Origin of the sequence: Dactylosporangium sp. NPDC051484 (assembly GCF_040689395.1) — a bacterium.
GTDB lineage: Bacteria > Actinomycetota > Actinomycetes > Mycobacteriales > Micromonosporaceae > Dactylosporangium.
The window spans coordinates 1-16,643 of record NZ_JBFAZX010000019.1 but is presented as its reverse complement, the minus strand read 5'-3'; the positions used below and the strand labels follow the sequence as shown (position 1 = coordinate 16,643).

18 protein-coding genes, 2 pseudogenes and 1 riboswitch are annotated in these 16,643 nt (G+C 72.0%); of the genes and pseudogenes, 12 read left to right on the top strand and 8 right to left on the bottom strand.

Going from position 1 to position 16,643, the window contains the following annotated elements; genetic code table 11:
• Window positions 1–50: 50 nt before the first annotated feature.
• From AB0367_RS26135 to AB0367_RS26125, 3 genes are read right to left on the bottom strand one after another with little or no spacing between them, the layout of a single operon-like run.
• Window positions 51–776, bottom strand: coding sequence for a histidine phosphatase family protein (locus AB0367_RS26135; RefSeq protein WP_366229053.1), 726 nt, complete (start codon window positions 774–776; stop codon window positions 51–53).
• On the bottom strand, window positions 777–1,505 hold the full coding sequence (locus AB0367_RS26130; protein WP_366229052.1) for a TIGR03943 family protein: 729 nt from the start codon (window positions 1,503–1,505) through the stop codon (window positions 777–779).
• A complete protein-coding gene (locus AB0367_RS26125; protein ID WP_366229170.1) occupies window positions 1,502–2,500 on the bottom strand; it encodes a permease in 999 nt (332 codons plus the stop codon). The genes AB0367_RS26130 and AB0367_RS26125 overlap by 4 nt, the downstream gene beginning before the upstream one ends.
• Window positions 2,501–2,576: 76 nt before the next feature.
• Here AB0367_RS26125 and AB0367_RS26120 point away from each other — a divergent pair, with 76 nt between their 5' ends.
• The gene (locus AB0367_RS26120; protein ID WP_366229051.1) at window positions 2,577–3,068 is read left to right on the top strand and encodes an XdhC family protein; all 492 of its coding nucleotides are present in this window, start codon (window positions 2,577–2,579) and stop codon (window positions 3,066–3,068) included.
• A 333-nt stretch (window positions 3,069–3,401) separates the two neighbouring features.
• Here AB0367_RS26120 and AB0367_RS26115 read toward each other — a convergent pair whose 3' ends face one another.
• The 3 genes from AB0367_RS26115 to AB0367_RS26105 all read right to left on the bottom strand — a co-directional run bounded on the left by AB0367_RS26115 (window position 3,402) and on the right by AB0367_RS26105 (window position 5,880).
• On the bottom strand, window positions 3,402–4,784 hold the full coding sequence (locus tag AB0367_RS26115; protein WP_366229050.1) for a glycine--tRNA ligase: 1,383 nt from the start codon (window positions 4,782–4,784) through the stop codon (window positions 3,402–3,404).
• Window positions 4,785–5,015: 231 nt separating this feature from the next.
• Entirely contained in the window at window positions 5,016–5,540 is a 525-nt protein-coding gene (locus AB0367_RS26110) for a hypothetical protein (protein ID WP_366229049.1), read from the bottom strand.
• A gap of 19 nt (window positions 5,541–5,559) precedes the next feature.
• Window positions 5,560–5,880 carry an antibiotic biosynthesis monooxygenase gene (locus AB0367_RS26105; RefSeq protein WP_366229048.1) on the bottom strand — a complete coding sequence of 107 codons (321 nt, stop codon included), beginning with the start codon at window positions 5,878–5,880 and terminating at the stop codon, window positions 5,560–5,562.
• Window positions 5,881–5,944: 64 nt separating this feature from the next.
• Between AB0367_RS26105 and AB0367_RS26100 the strand changes: the two genes are divergently transcribed.
• The 4 genes from AB0367_RS26100 to AB0367_RS26085 are packed head-to-tail and all read left to right on the top strand — an operon-like array spanning window position 5,945 to window position 8,133.
• A complete protein-coding gene (locus AB0367_RS26100; RefSeq protein WP_366229047.1) occupies window positions 5,945–6,193 on the top strand; it encodes a DUF6703 family protein in 249 nt (82 codons plus the stop codon).
• Window positions 6,194–6,225: 32 nt separating this feature from the next.
• Window positions 6,226–6,936 (top strand): metal ABC transporter ATP-binding protein, encoded by a 711-nt coding sequence (locus AB0367_RS26095; protein WP_366229046.1) that lies wholly within the window; start codon window positions 6,226–6,228, stop codon window positions 6,934–6,936.
• Window positions 6,937–6,944: 8 nt separating this feature from the next.
• Window positions 6,945–7,856 (top strand): metal ABC transporter permease, encoded by a 912-nt coding sequence (locus tag AB0367_RS26090; RefSeq protein ID WP_366229045.1) that lies wholly within the window; start codon window positions 6,945–6,947, stop codon window positions 7,854–7,856.
• On the top strand, window positions 7,843–8,133 hold the full coding sequence (locus AB0367_RS26085) for a metalloregulator ArsR/SmtB family transcription factor (protein ID WP_366229044.1): 291 nt from the start codon (window positions 7,843–7,845) through the stop codon (window positions 8,131–8,133). The genes AB0367_RS26090 and AB0367_RS26085 overlap by 14 nt, the downstream gene beginning before the upstream one ends.
• A 29-nt stretch (window positions 8,134–8,162) precedes the next feature.
• On the opposite strand, the gene AB0367_RS26080 is transcribed toward AB0367_RS26085, so the two are convergent.
• Both AB0367_RS26080 and AB0367_RS26075 read right to left on the bottom strand, forming a co-directional pair.
• Window positions 8,163–10,067 (bottom strand): acyl-CoA dehydrogenase family protein, encoded by a 1,905-nt coding sequence (locus tag AB0367_RS26080; RefSeq protein WP_366229043.1) that lies wholly within the window; start codon window positions 10,065–10,067, stop codon window positions 8,163–8,165.
• A 127-nt stretch (window positions 10,068–10,194) separates the two neighbouring features.
• Window positions 10,195–10,537 (bottom strand): annotated as a pseudogene (locus AB0367_RS26075) (hypothetical protein).
• Window positions 10,538–10,589: 52 nt separating this feature from the next.
• A riboswitch (TPP riboswitch) is annotated at window positions 10,590–10,701 on the top strand.
• An 82-nt stretch (window positions 10,702–10,783) separates the two neighbouring features.
• Between AB0367_RS26075 and AB0367_RS26070 the strand changes: the two are divergent.
• The 7 genes and pseudogenes from AB0367_RS26070 to AB0367_RS26040 all read left to right on the top strand — a co-directional run bounded on the left by AB0367_RS26070 (window position 10,784) and on the right by AB0367_RS26040 (window position 16,481).
• Window positions 10,784–11,356, top strand: a complete 573-nt coding sequence (locus AB0367_RS26070; protein ID WP_366229042.1) for an ECF transporter S component — start codon at window positions 10,784–10,786, stop codon at window positions 11,354–11,356.
• A complete protein-coding gene (locus AB0367_RS26065) occupies window positions 11,353–12,693 on the top strand; it encodes an ATP-binding cassette domain-containing protein (protein WP_366229169.1) in 1,341 nt (446 codons plus the stop codon). Before AB0367_RS26070 ends, AB0367_RS26065 begins: the two co-directional genes overlap by 4 nt.
• Entirely contained in the window at window positions 12,690–13,412 is a 723-nt protein-coding gene (locus tag AB0367_RS26060; RefSeq protein ID WP_366229041.1) for an energy-coupling factor transporter transmembrane component T, read from the top strand. Before AB0367_RS26065 ends, AB0367_RS26060 begins: the two co-directional genes overlap by 4 nt.
• A 75-nt stretch (window positions 13,413–13,487) precedes the next feature.
• Window positions 13,488–15,209 (top strand): PHP domain-containing protein, encoded by a 1,722-nt coding sequence (locus tag AB0367_RS26055; RefSeq protein WP_366229040.1) that lies wholly within the window; start codon window positions 13,488–13,490, stop codon window positions 15,207–15,209.
• On the top strand, window positions 15,209–15,592 hold the full coding sequence (locus tag AB0367_RS26050) for a hypothetical protein (RefSeq protein ID WP_366229039.1): 384 nt from the start codon (window positions 15,209–15,211) through the stop codon (window positions 15,590–15,592). The genes AB0367_RS26055 and AB0367_RS26050 overlap by 1 nt, the downstream gene beginning before the upstream one ends.
• Before the next feature lie 96 nt (window positions 15,593–15,688).
• Window positions 15,689–16,074, top strand: a pseudogene (locus AB0367_RS26045) (sigma-70 family RNA polymerase sigma factor); the annotation flags it as partial.
• Window positions 16,075–16,169: 95 nt separating this feature from the next.
• Window positions 16,170–16,481, top strand: coding sequence for a nuclear transport factor 2 family protein (locus AB0367_RS26040; RefSeq protein ID WP_366229038.1), 312 nt, complete (start codon window positions 16,170–16,172; stop codon window positions 16,479–16,481).
• Window positions 16,482–16,643 lie beyond the last annotated feature (162 nt).

Here is a 16,643-nt window from a genome sequence, read left to right as displayed (position 1 = left end):
GCACGAACGACGGCGGCGATCAGCGCGCCGACGGCCGGCAGCGGCGGGTCTCAGATGCCGCCGACGGAGGAGCCGACCGTCCAGTAGACCTGGTTGTAGTCCTCGAGCACGAGCCCGTCTCCCGCGTCGCGGTAGGTCGTGACGCCGCAGTTCTCCGGCCCCCCGCCCTCGGGCCAGTGCTGCGCCTGCGAGTAGCTCCAGCCCTCCAGCAGGAACCGGAAGCAGCGCAGCGTGCCGCCGTGCGTGACGACCATGATCTTCTGGCCGGCGTGGTCGCGGCAGAGCGCGTTGAGAAACGTGTGCACCCGCCCGGTGACGTCGGCGAGGCTCTCCCCGCCGGGCGGGCGGGCCATGAAGCCGCCGAAGGTCTGCCAGTACTCGTTGAGCCACGGGAACGCCGCCTCGGCCTCGGCCGTCGTCATGTCGTAGGCGAAGCCCGGGTCGCGCTCGCGGATGAACAGCTCCGACTTGACCGGCATCCCGTTGCGCTCGGCGGCCGGGTATGCCTCGAGGATCCCCTGCGCGGTCTGCTCGGTGCGCGTGTAGCCGCTGGTGAACACATGGTCGAAGACTCCGAAGCGGTCGCGGATGCCCTGACCGGTCTGCGCGGCCTGCTTGTGCCCGTCCGGGGTCAGCTCGACGAGGTGGTCGGGCACGCCCCGCAGGGCCCGGCGGGCCGCGTCGTCGGCGAAGTAGACGCTGCCCTTCTTGGCGATGTTGCGGGCGGACTCGGCGTGCCGGACGAGGACCAGCAGGGCGGGGTGTGCGTGGGTCACCTACGACTCGTACTGCTCCTGCGGCACCGGTATCAAGGTGACCTCGGACACCTCAATGAATGGGATCGCCTCGCCGTTGACCTGATCCTGCAGCTCACGACCGCTGTACTTGCCAGTGATCCGCAGCCACTGCTGGTCGGCCAGGCCCTCGGGCAGCTCGCCGCCGAGCGCGACCTTCACCGGCCGGGCGTCGGCGGCGCAGCAGCTGACCATCATCCGGGCCAGCAGCCAAGAGTCCTGCGGGCCACGCATCGCGAAGCCGGTGAGCTCGATGCGCCGCTCGCCGAGCGAGGCGCCCCGATCGAAGATCGCCCGGGAGGCGTAGTCGAGCATCGTCAGCCGCACCGGGTCGCCCGCCGGCAGCGGTGCGTACTCAGAGCGTGCGGTGACCGCCGACCCGGTGCGCCCGGCCGCGTAGGAGCCCAGCGCCGGCGGGGCGAACAGCAGCAGCCCGAGCACCGGCGCCAGCAGCAGCCAGGCCACCTTCGGCCCGCCGTGCGCGTGGCCGTGCCCGTCGTGCTCGTGCTCGTGCTCGTGCTCGTGACGGTGTCCGGGCCGCAGCTCATACCACAGCGTGAAGAGCCCGACGAGCACCAGAAGGACGCCGGCGGCCACGAGGTAGGGCTGCAGCCCCGCCTTGACGTAGTTGAGGTATTGCCCGGTCAGGCTGGCGCGCAGCACCGCGCCCCCGACCAGCAGCAGGATGACGGCCTGGGCCTGCTTGTTCACAACAGCACCGGTCCCAACGCGGCGGCGGCGAGGATCGCCACGACGAACGTGGCGGGGGCGAAGCGCAGCGCGAACCGGCGGCCGAAGATGCCGGCCTGCATCGCGAACAGCTTCAGGTCGACCATCGGCCCGACGACGAGGAACGCCAGGCGCGCGGTCAGCGAGAACTGGGTGAGCGACGCGGCGACGAACGCGTCTGCCTCCGAGCAGATCGACAGCAGCACGGCCAGCAGGCCGAGGGCCACGATCGCCAGCACCGGGTTGGCGGCCAGGTGCGCGAGCCACGACTGGGGCACCACGACCGCGATGATCGCCGCTGAGGCCGCCCCGATGACCAGAAACCCGCCGGCGTGCAGGACGTCGTGACGCACCGAAGCCCAGAACGCCGGCCACTTGGCCATGCCCTCCAGGTGGGCCCGCGACGGCATGCGCAGCCAGCTGCCCTTACCGAACGCCTGCCACAACCAGCCCATCAGGCACGCGACCACGAGGCTGGTCACGGCCCGGGCGATCACCATCTGCGGCTGGCCGGGGAACGCGACCGCCGTCGAGATCAGCACGATCGGGTTCACGGCCGGCGAGGCGAGCAGGAACGCGAACGCGGCGGCCGGCGTCACCCCGCGGCGCACCAGCGCCCCGGCCACCGGCACCGACGCGCACTCACAGCCGGGCAGCACCACGCCGGCGACACTCGCCGTCGGCACCGCGAACGCCGGATGCGACGGCAACGCCCGGGTGAAGAACGAGGGCGGCACGAACACGGCGATGATCGCGGACAGCACCACGCCGAAGACGAGGAACGGCATCGCCTGGGTCAGCACGGACACGAACACGGTGAGCCAGGTCTGCAGCGCCGGCGTGGCGAGCGATCGCGTGATCGGGCCGCGCAGCAGCACCACGAGCACGAGCACGGCCGCCAGCACCTCGACCGATCCGACCCGCCACCGTCGCCGCGCGGGCACCGGCTCGGACGGCGCGGGCGTCTCCTGGGTCAGCGTCACGGGAGGAGGCTACCCGTTCGATTGGTACCGTCGGCATGAAGCGCTGACGAACACTTCGGAGTGTGAACCCATGGTCGCTGACTTCGACTCCCAGGCCTGCGCGCTGGCCCACGGCGCCGTCGAGCCGGCGCCGGACGGCCGCGCCGTGGTCGCGGTGTTCGACTCGCCCGTCGCCACCCACCTGCTGCACTTCGCCGCGACGCTGGGCTACCGGGTCGCGCTCGCCGATCCGCGGCTCGACGGTGCTGGCCTGGCGGACGTGACCATCGACGCCGGCACCGACGTAGTGGTGACCGACCACGACCGCCCCGAACTGGGCGCGGCGCTACGCGACGCGCTGGCCTCGCCGGCCCGCTGGGTCGGGGTGATGGGCAGCCCGCGGCACACCGCGCCGCACGTCGCGGCGCTGCGGGCGCTCGGCGTCACCGAGGACGACATCGCCCGGGTACACCGGCCGATCGGGCTGAACATCGGCTCGCGGACCCCCGCCGAGATCGCCCTGGCAACCCTCGCCGGCCTGCTCGCCGACAGAAACAACCGCCCCGGCGGCTTCGCCTTCTAACGCTCCACCGGCGGCTCCCATCGGCACACAGGCCCCCGCAAGACGGCCCACCCAGCGCCCACAAAAGACCGCAGCCACTGCGCGCAGCCCCCGCAGATAACTGCGGCTACCGCGCACAGCGCCCACAGAACACTGCGGTTACCGCGCACAGCGTCCACACGGAACCGCAACCACTGCCCGCAGCACCCACAGAACCCGCGGCTACCGCGCACAGCCCCTGCACGCACGGAACCACTGCGCGCAAGCGCCCGCAAAAAGTGCTCGCGAAGCGGGCATGGGGGTGTGGGGTGGGAACCCCCCACCGATGCTCGAGCGAAGCGAGAGCCAGGCTAACTAACAGCCAGGGAGCCGCTCGAGCAGGTAGCGCTCGACCTGGTCCAGGGACACGCGCTCCTGGGCCATCGAGTCGCGGTCACGGATGGTCACGGCGTCGTCGTTGAGCGTCTCGAAGTCGACCGTCAGGCAGAACGGGGTGCCGATCTCGTCCTGGCGACGGTACCGCCGGCCGATGCCCTGCGCGTCGTCGAAGTCGACCGTCCAGCGCTTGCGCAGCTGGGCGGCCAGGTCGCGGGCCTTCGGCGACAGGTCGGCGTTGCGCGACAGCGGCAGGACCGCCGCCTTGACCGGGGCGAGCCGCTTGTCGAACCGCATGACCGTGCGCTTGTCGACGCTGCCGCTGGTGTTCGGCGCCTCGTCCTCGTCATACGCCTCGAGCAGGAACGCGAGCACCGCGCGGGTCAGACCGGCGGCCGGCTCGATGACGTAGGGCACCCAGCGTTCCTTCTTCTCCTGGTCGAAGTACGACAGGTCGACGCCGGAGTGCTTGGAGTGGGTGGTGAGGTCGAAGTCGGTCCGGTTGGCGATGCCCTCGAGCTCGGAGAACTCCTGGCCGCCGAAGCGGAAGCGGTACTCGATGTCGACCGTGCGCTTCGAGTAGTGGGAGAGCTTCTCCTTCGGGTGCTCGTAGTAGCGCAGGTTGTCCGCGGAGAGGCCGAGGTCGATGTACCAGTTCCAGCGCTCCTGCAGCCAGTACTCGTGCCACTGCTCGTCGCTGCCGGGCTCGACGAAGAACTCCATCTCCATCTGCTCGAACTCGCGGGTGCGGAAGATGAAGTTGCCCGGGGTGATCTCGTTGCGGAAGCTCTTGCCGACCTGCGCGATGCCGAACGGCGGCTTCTTGCGGGCGGCGCCGGCGACGTTGTTGAAGTTGACGAAGATGCCCTGGGCGGTCTCCGGCCGCAGGTAGTGCAGGCCCTCGTCGTTCTCGACCGCGCCCAGGTAGGTCTTCATCAGGCCGTTGAACATGCGCGGCTCGCTGAAGGTGCCCTTGTTGCCGCAGTTGGGGCAGTTGATCTCGCCGAGCACGAAGGGCTTGGCCGCGCCGTTCTTCTCGACCCACGCCTCCTCGAGGTGGTCGGCGCGGAACCGCTTGTGACACGAGGCACACTCGGTCAGCGGGTCGACGAACGCGTCGACATGACCCGAGGCGGTCCAGACGTCGCGGGCCAGGATGACGGCGGAGTCGAGGCCGACGATGTCGTCGCGCTGCTGGACCATGTTTCGCCACCACTGGCGGCGGACGTTGTCCTTGAGCTCGACACCCAGCGGGCCGTAGTCCCAGGCCGAACGCGTGCCCCCGTAGATCTCGCTCGACGGGAAGACAAAGCCGCGGCGCTTCGCGAGGCTGACGACGGAATCGATGCGGTCTGCGGCCATGGTTCCTCCTCGGCCTCACGGCGACTGGCTGTCGGCAAGGCTGGTTGTCGTATGTGGAGACTGTAGGGACGTCGTGTGTAGCGGAGCACCGGCGGATGCCCGGCGCTGACCCGGACAAAACCGTCAACGTCACCATCGACGGTACGGTTGCGCCGGGGCGAGCCGCACCAGATTAACCGGCGCGCCACGGTGCCCGGCGCTCCGGGCTGGGCTCGCCGAAGCCCGCCGAAGCTAATCCAGCCCGCCGCAGATCAGGTATCGGGCGCCGGCCTGTTCCATGGTGTACCGCTCCTGCCTCCAGTTGCCGTCCTGCAGCACCCGGGCCGGGACGGTGATCACGTTCTCGAACGTGACGTCGTCGGCGTTGACCGCGAAGTCGGTGACCCGCGCCCGGCCGTAGCGGTCCTCGAACCAGCCGAGGGAGTGGGTCTTGCGCTCGCTGTCGCACAGTTGCCGCCGGGCGGTGGCGAAGTCCTCGTCACGCACGGCCGTCAGGTAGTCCTTCACGACCGAGGCGACCTGGTCCTTGCCGAGGGAGTTGGCGTAGGGCAGCAGGAAGCCGAGGCCGACGACGCCGGCGATGCAGCACAGCACTAGGACGAGGCCGCCGACCCCCAGGGCGATCCACAGCCCCCGCAGATCGCGGTCGCGCGGGGGCGCCGCGAAGGGGGCGAGCACGCCCGGCCCGCGCGGCGGCGGGGGTACCTCGTCGGGCACGCTCCACTCGGGGTGGGGGCCGACCTGAGGCGGCATCATGGCATCAGCCTATCCAACCTCAGGCACGGTCACTGGCGGTGACCTTGAGCTCCCCGCCGGGTCCGCTCTCGGCCAGCACCTCGAACGCCGAGGGCTCGTCGAGCGCCTGGGCAAGCAGCGGGGTGGCGTGCACCTTCACGTCGAAGTTGGACAGCGCCCGCCGGTACGAGCCGACGGACTCCCACTCCGTGACGATGCTCCAGTGCGCCGGATCGTCGTACGCGCGTCCGAGGCGGCCGCGAAGGTACCCTGGGCAGGCTGCGAGGGCGGCGAGCGCGGCGTGCGCGCGCCCGGCGAAGTCCTCGTCGTCCTCGACGACGAACCTGGTCATCACGAGCATGTGGCCGAGCATACGGAACCGCGGGCACACGGAACCGCGGGCACATGGAAGGAAGCGCTAGAGCATGACCGAGCGGGTGCTGAACCGGCTGGCCCGGCTCAACCGGACCCTGGCGTTCCTGTTAGCCGCCGCGGTGGTGTTCGCCGGGCTGCTGCTGCCGGGCATCGTCGGATCGGCGGTGCTGCTGCTCGTGGCCGCCGGCCTGATCTGGGTGCTGAGCAAGACCTGGGCGGTGACGCCGCCGCCGATGCGCGTCACCCGAGTGCTCATCCTCACGCTGCTGGTGGTCGCGGCCGCATACAAAGCAAGTTGACAACGATTCCCATTATCAGGCACGCTCGGAGGGTGGTTCTCCAGGTCGAACGGGCGATCGTCGCCTACGATGGCCGGCCGGTGCTCGACCGGGTCTCGCTCTCGGTGCGCGCCGGCGAAGTGGTCGCCGTGCTCGGCGCCAACGGCTCGGGCAAGTCCACGCTCGTGAAGGCCTCAATGGGGCTGGTCCCGCTCGCCGACGGCGAGGTGCGGCTCTTCGACACCCCGCTGCGGCGCTTCCGCGGCTGGCACCGCATCGGCTACGTGCCGCAACGCGTCGGCGCCGGCAGCGGCGTGCCCGCCACCGTCGCCGAGGTCGTCGCCGAGGGCCGGCTGGCCCGGCGCGGCTTCCTGCGCCCCGCCTCCACCGCCGACCGGCGGGCCGTCGACGAGGCGCTGAGCGCGGTCGGCCTCGCCGATCGCTCCCGCGAGCCGGTCTCCGTGCTCTCCGGCGGCCAGCAGCAGCGCGTGCTCATCGCCCGCGCCCTGGCCGGCGGGCCCGAGCTGCTGGTGCTCGACGAGCCCACCGCCGGGGTCGACGCGGTCAGCCAGGAGCTGTTCGCCGGGTGCCTGCGGCACTTCGTCGGCCAGGGCGGCACGGTGGTGTTCGTCGCGCACGAGCTGGGCCCGCTGCGGCCGCTGATCACCCGCGCGATCGTGGTGAACCGCGGCGAGATCGTGCACGACGGGGCACCGCCGGAGACCGACAACGACCACGTGCACCCGCACGCCGCCGCGGCCTGAGCGGGCACATGAACATCTTCGCGTACGACTTCATGATCCGCGCCCTGCTCGGGGCGCTCGTCACCGGCGCCTCCGCCCCGGCCATCGGCGTCTACCTGGTGCAGCGGCGGCTGTCGCTGATCGGCGACGGTCTCGGCCACGTCGCGCTCACCGGTGTCGGGCTGGGGCTGCTGCTGCACAGCTCCCCCGTGCTGATGGCGGTGCTCGCCGCGGCGGCCGGCGCCGTCGTCATCGAGCTGGTCCGCGAGCGCGGCCGGACCTCCGGCGACATCGCCCTGTCGATGCTGTTCTACGGCGGCATCTCCGGCGGCGTGGTGCTGGTCAACCTCTCCGACGAGCAGAGCAGCCGGAGCCTGGTGACATACCTGTTCGGTTCGCCGCTGACGACCAGCCGGCAGGACCTGACCGTGATGCTGATCCTCGGCGCCGCGGTGCTGGCCGTGGCGTTCCTGCTGCGCCCGTGGCTGTTCGCCGTGTGCCACGACGAGGAGTACGCGCGCGTGTCCGGCCTGCCGGTGCGCACGCTCAACCTGATCCTCGCCATCACCACGGCCGTCACCGTCACCGTCGCCATGCGGGCCGTCGGGCTGCTGCTCGTCAGCGCGCTCATGGTGGTCCCGGTGGCGACCGCACAGCAGATCACCCGCGGGTTCCGGGCCACGATGCTGGCCGCCGTCGGCCTCGGCCTGCTCGTCTCCGGCTTCGGCGTGTGGCTGTCGACCGCGATCGACACCGGGCCCGGGGCCACCGTCGTGCTGCTGGCGATCGCCGGATTCTTCGTTGTCACCGTCGGCGCCGCGGCCGTACGCGCCACGCGCGGCGCCCGCCGGCGCTCCGGAGCACTTCCGGCCGAGTCGCCGGGTACACCGGGCGCGGCCGGCCCCCTCGACCTCGCCGGCGACGCACATGCCGGGGCCTGACAGCTACGAGGCGGCCGGCGAGCTACTGCGAGCCCTGTCGGCACCGCTGCGGATCCGGATCGTCACCGAGCTCGCCGACGGCCCCCGCTGCGTGCACGAGCTGGTCGAGACGCTCGGCGCGCCGCAGCCCCTCGTCTCGCAGCATCTGCGCGTCCTGCGCGGCGCCGGCGTGGTGCGCGGGGCACGCCGGGGCCGAGAGATTGCATACACTCTGATCGATGAGCATGTCGCGCACATCGTGGCTGACGCGGTGAGCCACGTCCGGGAGGACCGTTAGCGGAGCTCGGTCCGGAGCCGATCCAGGACTTAGAACCGGCGGCGCACGTCCTGCGCCGTCGACGGGCCCGGGGCCCAGTCGGCGGTCCAGGCGCCGGCGGGGGGCGGTGGCACGATGCCGTCCTCGAGCGAGCGGTAGCGCCCCCGCAGGACGCGCTTGGCCGCGGACGCCTCGACGGCGTCGGCGTTGTCCCACAACTCGCGGAAGAACGCCTCGGCCCGCAGCGTCGCCTGCCGGCAGAACAGGTCGGCCAGCTCCACACCCTCCGGGCGCTCCGCGCGCTCGGCTCGGGCCTTCACGCACGCCGCCGACATCGCGAACAGCTCCGCCCCGATGTCCACGACCCGGCCGAGGAAGCCCTGCTTGCGCTCGAGCCTGCCCTGCCAGCGGGCCATCCCGTAGAAGGTCTCGCGGGCGAGCCGGCGCGAGGCCCGCTCGACGTAGCGCAGGTGCCCGGCGAGCGGCCCGAACTCTGCGTAACCGCCCGGCAGCTGCCCCTTGCCGGCCACGAGCGTCGGCAGCCACTTCGCGTAGAAGCCGCCGGCCCGCCCGGCCGCCTTCGCCTTGCGCCCGAGGCCGGCCTCGGGGTCGATGAGATCCCCGGCGACGGACAGGTGCGCGTCGACGGCCTCGCGGGCGATGGCCAGGTGCATGATCTCGGTCGAGCCCTCGAAGATCCGATTGATCCGCAGGTCGCGCAGCATCTGCTCGGCCGGGATCGCGCGCTCGCCGCGGGCGGCGAGCGAGTCGGCGGTCTCGTAGCCGCGCCCGCCCCGGATCTGCACCAGGTCGTCGGCGATCCTCCAGGCAAGCTCCGTGGCGTAGAGCTTGACCAGCGCCGCCTCGATGCGGATGTCGTTGCGGTTGTCGTCGGCCAGGCGGCAGGAGACCTCGAGCATCGCCTCCATGCCGTACGTCGACCCGGCCATGAACGCGATCTTCTTCTCGATCGCCTCGTAGGCGCCGATCGGCCGGCCCATCTGCACCCGCTCGGCGGCCCACTCGCGCGCCACACCGAGGCACCACTTGCCGGCCCCGACGCACATCGCGGGCAGCGACAGCCGCCCGGTGTTGAGCGTGCTCAGCGCGACGCGCAGGCCGTGGCCCTCGCCGCCGATGACGTTCGCGGCCGGCACCCGCACGTCGTGGAAGCGGGTGACGGAGTTCTCCAGGCCGCGCAGCCCCATGAACGCGTTGCGCCGCTCGACCGTCACGCCGGGCGCGTCACCCTCGACCACGAACGCGGTGATGCCGCCGCGGTGCCCCTCGCTCCTGGGCACCAGCGCCATGACCACGAACAGCGTGGCCAGGGTGCCGTTGGTCGCCCACAGCTTGACGCCGTTGAGCAGGTAGTCACCCTCCGGCGTCGGTACCGCCGAGGTGCGCAGATTCGCCGGGTAGGAGCCCACCTCGGGCTCGGTGAGCAGGAACGCCGACACCTCGCCGCCGGCCAGCCGGGGCAGGAAGCGCTGCTTCTGCTCGTCCGTGCCGACCAGCTTGAGCGGCTGCGGCACGCCGATGGACTGGTGCGCCGACAGCAGCGCGCCGATGGACGGGTTGACCGAGCCGGTGAGCATCAGCGCGCGGCAGTAGTCGAGATTGGTCAGGCCGAGCCCGCCGTACTCCTCGTCGATCTTCATCCCGAAGGCACCCAGCTCGCCCAGCGAGCGCAGGACCTCGTCCGGGATGCGCGCGTCGCGCTCGATCTGCTGGCCGTCGACCTCGGCGGACAGGTACGCGGCGAGCTTCGCCTGGAACTCGGCGCCGCGAGCCTCGGCGGCCGGGTCGAGCTCCGGCAACGGGTCGATGAGATCGAGGCGCAACCGGCCGAGGAAGAGCTCCTTGCCGAAGCTGGGCTTCTTCCACTCGGTCTCGCGGCTCTCCTCGATGACCTTGCGCGCTTCCCGCTCCGCGCGCACCGACGTGGAAACCATGGCCACCCCCAGGTAGACGGTCCTAGGTGTAGAGCAACCTACGGCCAGGTTATTACCCACCGGTAGCGTTCGCCATGCCTCAGGCGAGGCAGCGGGCCAGGATCGCCTCGGCGACCTCAGATGGCGCCTAATCGGGGATCCAGTGACTGATCCCCGCAAGCCGGACGAACCGGTAGTCCGCGTCCACGTGCTCGGCGCAGGTGCGGGCGGCCGTGGCGCCGATGGCCCGGTCGCCGTCGCTCCACACGTACGGAGCGCTCGCGCTGCTCGGGGTCGGTGGTGCGCCGGGTGAGACGCCCCGCTGATCGAGGGCGTGGGTGCGCAGGCCGGCGGCGTGCAGCGCCGGGGTGACGGCCGCCCACTCGCCGCTGTGCTGGGGGAAGCCGTCCGTGCAGCAGCAGTACCGGGTCCCCGTCCATCGGACCACCGGCCACCACGTCGAACGTCAGCGAGCGCGCCGTGATTTTCATGACCAGAGACTAGGGGTCAACAACGTTCACTGTTACCGTCGGAAAACAACTGCACATCCGGCAGGGGAGCGCACAGCGCTGAGAGTGCGGCCGCCACGCGGCGCCGCAGACCCTCGAACCTGATCTGGGTAATGCCAGCGCAGGGAGCTCGGTCACCTCACGCAAGCCGCCACGTCCGTCCGTTCATGCGGCGGGCGTGGCGTCGCGTCTCCTTCTGGTTCACCCCCGAACTAGGAGGTATCACCAATGCAGACCCGTTGGCGCACCGTCGACATCGTCGTCGCGTCGATCATCGCCGTGGCCTTCGCCGCGGTCTTCTACGCGTGGAACAACGTGTGGACCGCGCTGGAGAGCAGCTTCGCGCTGCCGTGGCGCGCCGTGATCTACGGCGTGTGGCTGGTCCCGGCGGTGCTCGGCCCGCTGGTCATCCGTAAGCCCGGCGCCGGGCTCTACACCGAGATCGTCGCCGCGACCGTCTCGGCGCTGTTCGGCTCGGCCTGGGGCCTCACGGTGGTGGTGTCCGGCCTGGTGCAGGGCATCGGCGGCGAGTTCGGCTTCGCGGCGACCGGCTACCGCGGGTACCGGCTGGGCAACGCCCTGGTCGCGGGTGGCCTGGCCGGCCTCGGCGCGGCGCTGTTCGACCTAAGTGTCTACTACGGCGACACCTTCACCGCCGGGCAGAAGTGGACCTACGCCGCGATCGTCGTCGTCAGCGGCGTGGTGATCGCCGGCGCCGGGAGCTGGGCCCTGCAGCGCGCCCTGTCGAAGACCGGTGTGCTGGACCGCTTCCCCTCCGGCCGGGAGCGGGTCGCGGTCTGAGCACCGTCGAGTTCCGCGGGTTCGGGTGGCGGCACGCCGGCCGCAAGGCCTGGGCGGTCCGCCACCTCGACCTGCGCATCGAGCACGGCGAGCGGGTGCTGTTACAGGGCGCCTCGGGTGCGGGCAAGTCCACCGTGCTCGCCGCGATGGCCGGCCTGCTCGCCGAGGACTCCGGCGAGCAGGAGGGCGAGATCCTCATCGACGGCCGCCCCGCCCAGCAGCGGCGCGGCGAGACCGGCATCGTGTTCCAGGACCCGCAGACCCAGCTGGTCATGAGCCGGGCCGGCGACGACGTCGCGTTCGGCCTGGAGAACCGGGGCGTGCCGCGCGCGGAGATCTGGCCCCGGGTCGACGCGGCCCTGGCGGCGGTGGGCTTCCCCTACGGCCGCGACCGGGGCACCGCGGCCCTGTCCGGCGGCGAGCAGCAGCGGCTGGCCATCGCCGGGGTCATCGCGCTGCGCCCCGGGCTGCTGCTGCTTGACGAGCCGACCGCAAACCTCGACCCGGAGGGCGCGCAGCTGGTTCGCACCGCCATCGCCAAGGCGCTGCAGGACCTCGACGCGACGATGGTGCTCGTCGAGCACCGGGTCGACGAGGCGCTGCCGCTGGTCGACCGCACGATCGTCATCGGCGAGGACCCCGACGCGGTGTGGACGCCGGCCGCGCCCGGGTCGTTGCCGATGCCGGCCCGCAAGGCGCCTGGGCCGCCCGGCGAGGCGCTGCTCACCGCCGAGGGGCTGGGACTGGCGCACACGGACAAGACGATCGACGAGGTCGTACTGGGCGGGCAGGCCCTCGCCGTCGAGGGCCCGAACGGCGCCGGCAAGACCACCCTGGCCCTGCTGCTCGGCGGGCTGACCCGACCCACCCGCGGCCGGGTCGTGGCCGCGCCGGCGCTCGCCGGCCCGGACGCCGCCCGCCCACCGCACCGCTGGCGGGCGGCCCGGCTGGCCGGACGGATCGGCTCGGTGTTCCAGAACCCGGAGCACCAGTTCGTGACCGACACCGTGCGGGCCGAGCTCGCGCTGGGCGGCGCGTCCCCAGCCACCGTCGACGAGCTGCTGTCCCGCCTCTACCTGGACCGGCTGGCGCTGGCCAACCCGTTCACCCTCTCCGGCGGGGAGCAGCGGCGCCTCAGCGTGGCGACCGCGCTGGCGGCGGCACCGCGAGTGCTGGTGCTCGACGAGCCGACGTTCGGCCAGGACCTGCGCACCTGGCGCGAGCTGGTCACCCTGCTGGCCGACCTGCGCGACGAGGGGCGGGCGCTGGTGCTGGTCACCCATGACCCGCAGTTCGTCGCCGCGATCGGCGACCGGCGGCTGGAGCTGACGCGGTGAGCACCTGGCTGGGCCGGCGCGACGCCACCGCGAAGCTGCTCGCCGCGCTGCTGGTGACCGCGGCCGTGGTGAGCACCCTCGACCCCGTCGCGTCGCTGACCGTGATCGGGGCGCTGCTGGCGGCGCTGCCGCTGACCGGCGTCTCCCCCGGCGCCCTGTTGCGGCGCGGCTGGCCGATCCTCGCCTCCGCGGCCGGCATCTTCGTCTTCACCGTGCTGCTCGGCTCACGGGACTCGCCGGTCCTCGCCCACCTCAGTCTCGGCGGTGCGGGCCTCGACGTGCGCGAGAACGCCGTCGGATACGCGCTGCGCCTGCTCGCCATCGGGCTGCCCGGCTTCGTGGTGTTCGCCACGATCGACCCGACCGACCTGGCCGACTCGCTCGTGGCGCACCTGCGGGTCTCGCCGCGCTTCGCGATCGGCGCGCTGGCCGCGCTGCGACTGGCGCCGTTGCTGGCCGACGAGTACCGGCTGATCCGGCTGGCGCGGCGGGCCCGCGGTACCAGGGCCGGGCTCTTCTCCACGCTCTTCGGGCTTCTGGTGGCCGCCATCCGGCGGGGCATCCGGCTGGCGACGGCGATGGAGGCGCGCGGGTTCGACCGTGGCGGCCCGCGCACCATCGCCCGGGAAACGCATTTCAGCTGGTCTGATGTATCGGTGATAGTCGTTGGCTTAATGCTCGCCGCCGCCGTGATCGTGCTGAAGTTCGCTCGGACATAGGCGTATCGCTACCTGTTGTTCGGAATCAGCGTCGAGATTCGCCCGTGAGGACCATCAACCCGAAACGGAGCCTCCATGGGTCACGGCCACCACCACCATCACCACGAGGACATGCCGCAGGCCGCCGGCGACGTGCCCGCGGTGCTCGACGCGTCGATCCCGGACAGCGAGCTCTCCCCCGGCGACGTCTCCCGCCGCGGCTTCCTGCGCCGCGCCGGCCTGCTGGGCGCGGCCGCCGCCGCGGGCGGCGCGCTGGCCAACGCCGGCGTCGCCCACGCCCACGGCGGCGACGAGCACGACTTCGACGGCCGGGACCGCCACGGGCACGGCCGCCCGACGTTCAACAACTACAAATGGCTCGCCGGCGACCACCACATCCACACCCAGTTCAGCAGCGACGGCATGTACCGGGTCGACGACCACGTCAAGCACGCCTCCGCCTACGGCCTGGACTGGATGGTCATCACCGACCACGGCACCGTCCAGCACTCCAAGATCGGCGTGGACAAGGTCAACCCGCTGATCCGCGCCGCCCGCGACGACTACAAGGACATGCTCGTCTTCCAGGGCCTGGAGTGGAACATCCCGGCCGCGGAGCACGGCACGGTCTTCGTGCACCCGGGCGCCAACGAGCTCGCCGTGCTCAAGGAGTTCGAGGGCACGTTCGACGGTTCGGTCGTCGGCGCGGTCGACCCGAACGCGGTCACCGAGGCCTTGGCCATCGCCGGCGTCAAGTTCCTCGGCGACCAGGTCACCAAGCGCAGGGTCCAGGATGCGCTGTTCCTGGCCAACCACCCGGCCCGCAACGGCGTCGACTCGCCGCATGAGATCCGCGGCTGGCGCGACGCCAACCCGAGGATCGCGATCGGCTTCGAGGGCGCCCCGGGCCACCAGGCCGCAGGCATCGCCAAGCCCAACGGTGGCGGCGCCGGCCGCGGCTTCTACGAGAACGCCCCCAACGCCAAGTCCTTCCCCGGCTACCCACTGGAGAGCTACCGCACCTGGGGCGGCTTCGACTGGATGACCTCGACCGTCGGCGGTCTCTGGGACAGCCTCCTGGCCGAGGGCAAGACCTGGTGGATCAGCGCCAACTCGGACTCGCACGTGGTGTACGAGGAGACGGCGAAGCGCCCGGGCAACACCGACTTCAACACCAACGGGTTCCACTTCGACCCGGTGTACGGGCAGCCGACCAGCCTGACCCCGGGCGACTTCTGGCCGGGCTTCTACAGCCGCACCCACGTCGGCGCGCGCAACTTCAGCTACCAGGCGGTCATGGACGCCCTGCGGGCCGGGCGTGTCTGGGTCGACCACGGCGGCCTGATCAGCGGCCTCGACGTGCAGGTGCGTGTCAAGGGCACCCCGTTCGGCGTCACCCTCGGCGACTCGCTGGTGGTGCGCCGCGGCCAGAGCGCCGAGCTGGTCATCAGGATCAACCTGGCCAACAAGGCGAACTGGGCGAACTTCGTGCCGGCCCTGGCCCGCGTCGACGTCATCCGGGGCGAGGTCACCGGCCCGGTCGCCGACCAGGACTCCTTCACGGCCCCGAACACCAAGGTCGTGAAGAGCTTCGAGGTCAACAAGTCGACCGGCACCGTGTCGTTCACCTACGACCTCGGCCCGGCCGACAAGCCGTTCTACGTCCGCCTGCGCGGCACCGACGGCAACCGCACCGCCCCCGGCTACCTCGGCGCGGCGATCGACCCGGTCGGCCCGGCGATCGACGTGCTCGGCGACGCCGACCCGTGGAAGGACCTCTGGTTCTACGCGAACCCGATCTGGGTCTTCCCGCGGTAATGCGGTTCCCCGACGTCCAGGCGGCCGACCACCACATCCTGGCGGCCGGCCGCCCCGCGTTCACATACTTCGACGGCGGCCAGGTCGCCGTCGGCACCGAGGCGGACACGCCCCCGGAGGGGGCCCGCCAGGTGTTGTTCGAGGGCGCGGAGCGGCTCACGGGCACGGTCGCGGTCTCGGCCATCGTGGCCGGGTCTGCGATCGAGAAGGTCGTGGTCCTGGGTGGCATGACGGCGGTTGCGGAGATGCTCGTCGACACGCGGGACTTCGTCCGGCCGGTCTGGCGCGACGGCGTGCTCACGCTGGTCTGCCAGTTCGCCCGCAACGGCGTGCTCGTGCCGTTCGAGCCGCCGAACAACCGGCCCTGCTGCACCGATCACTGACTCCCGCACACGGGGCCCGCCGAGATTTCGGCGGGCCCCGACTAATCTCTGCGGGAGGCGCTCATCACCCTCGGCGACATCGCGAAGGACGAAGGCCGGATGCTCGGCTCCGTGCACGACGCCGACGACGCCGTGCAGGAAACTCTGGTCCGGGCCTGGCGCCACCGCGACGGCATCCCGGGCGATGCGCCGCGCCCCTGGCTGTTCACCATCGCCACCAACCGCTGCCTCACGATGCTGCGGCGCCGCCGGCGCCGGGAGCTGCCGGCCGACCTGGAGCCGGGCGCGGCCCCGGACGCCGAGGTGGCCTGGCTGGAGCCCTACCGGAGGCGCGGGTGGTGGCTCGCGAGGGTATGGCGCTCGCGTTCGTCGCCGCCCTGCAGCACCTGCCGGCCCGGCAGCGGGCGGCCCTGCTGCTGCGCCACCTCCTCGGCTTCAGCGCCCTGGAGACCGCCGGCATTCTCGGCACCTCCACCGCCGCGCCCCGGGGTTGTAGCGGTGACGGAACCGTTCACCGCAGGAGCTCGCGCACGAGCGCTGGTTCGCGGCCACCTCGCGCAAGGACCTCGACGCGCTGATGGCGCCGATCGCCGCGGACGTGGTGTCCTACGAGCACGTGGCGCCGCTGCAGTACATCGGGATCGACGCGGTCCGCGAGGTGTGCCGGCAGGGGCTGCAGGCATCGGACGACACGGTCACCGGGGATGTGCTCGACCTGCGGGTCGTCGTGGACGGCGACCTCGCGGTCGGCTGGGGCCTGAACCGGATCCGGGTATCGCGACCGGACGGCTCGGCGGCGGAGTACCACTCCCGCGGCACCCGGGTGTTCCGGCGGACCGGCGGTGAGTGGAAGCTGGTCCACCAGCACCTGTCGCTCCCGCAGGGCTGAGCTTCAACGGCCCTCAGGGTGGGACGTCCGGCGGGGCCGGGTCGTGGGGTGCGAAGCCGGTCGAGCGCTCGACCGGCGGGGGAGCGAAGGGGGGGGCCCCCCCCCCCCCGGTGCCCCCCCCCCCCCCGCCCCCCCAGCAAACCCCCCGGCCCCCCCAGACCC

What these genes read in the sequence shown, in the direction of transcription:
- AB0367_RS26120 (WP_366229051.1), top strand. Translation starts at nt 2,577, where the DNA reads ATGGTCGCTGACTTCGACTCCCAGGCCTGCGCGCTGGCCCACGGCGCC.
- AB0367_RS26115 (WP_366229050.1), bottom strand. Translation starts at nt 4,784, where the DNA reads ATGGCCGCAGACCGCATCGATTCCGTCGTCAGCCTCGCGAAGCGCCGC.
- AB0367_RS26110 (WP_366229049.1), bottom strand. Translation starts at nt 5,540, where the DNA reads ATGATGCCGCCTCAGGTCGGCCCCCACCCCGAGTGGAGCGTGCCCGAC.
- AB0367_RS26105 (WP_366229048.1), bottom strand. Translation starts at nt 5,880, where the DNA reads ATGCTCGTGATGACCAGGTTCGTCGTCGAGGACGACGAGGACTTCGCC.
- AB0367_RS26100 (WP_366229047.1), top strand. Translation starts at nt 5,945, where the DNA reads ATGACCGAGCGGGTGCTGAACCGGCTGGCCCGGCTCAACCGGACCCTG.
- AB0367_RS26090 (WP_366229045.1), top strand. Translation starts at nt 6,945, where the DNA reads ATGAACATCTTCGCGTACGACTTCATGATCCGCGCCCTGCTCGGGGCG.
- AB0367_RS26085 (WP_366229044.1), top strand. Translation starts at nt 7,843, where the DNA reads ATGCCGGGGCCTGACAGCTACGAGGCGGCCGGCGAGCTACTGCGAGCC.
- AB0367_RS26080 (WP_366229043.1), bottom strand. Translation starts at nt 10,067, where the DNA reads ATGGTTTCCACGTCGGTGCGCGCGGAGCGGGAAGCGCGCAAGGTCATC.
- AB0367_RS26070 (WP_366229042.1), top strand. Translation starts at nt 10,784, where the DNA reads ATGCAGACCCGTTGGCGCACCGTCGACATCGTCGTCGCGTCGATCATC.
- AB0367_RS26055 (WP_366229040.1), top strand. Translation starts at nt 13,488, where the DNA reads ATGGGTCACGGCCACCACCACCATCACCACGAGGACATGCCGCAGGCC.
- AB0367_RS26050 (WP_366229039.1), top strand. Translation starts at nt 15,209, where the DNA reads ATGCGGTTCCCCGACGTCCAGGCGGCCGACCACCACATCCTGGCGGCC.
- AB0367_RS26040 (WP_366229038.1), top strand. Translation starts at nt 16,170, where the DNA reads ATGGCGCCGATCGCCGCGGACGTGGTGTCCTACGAGCACGTGGCGCCG.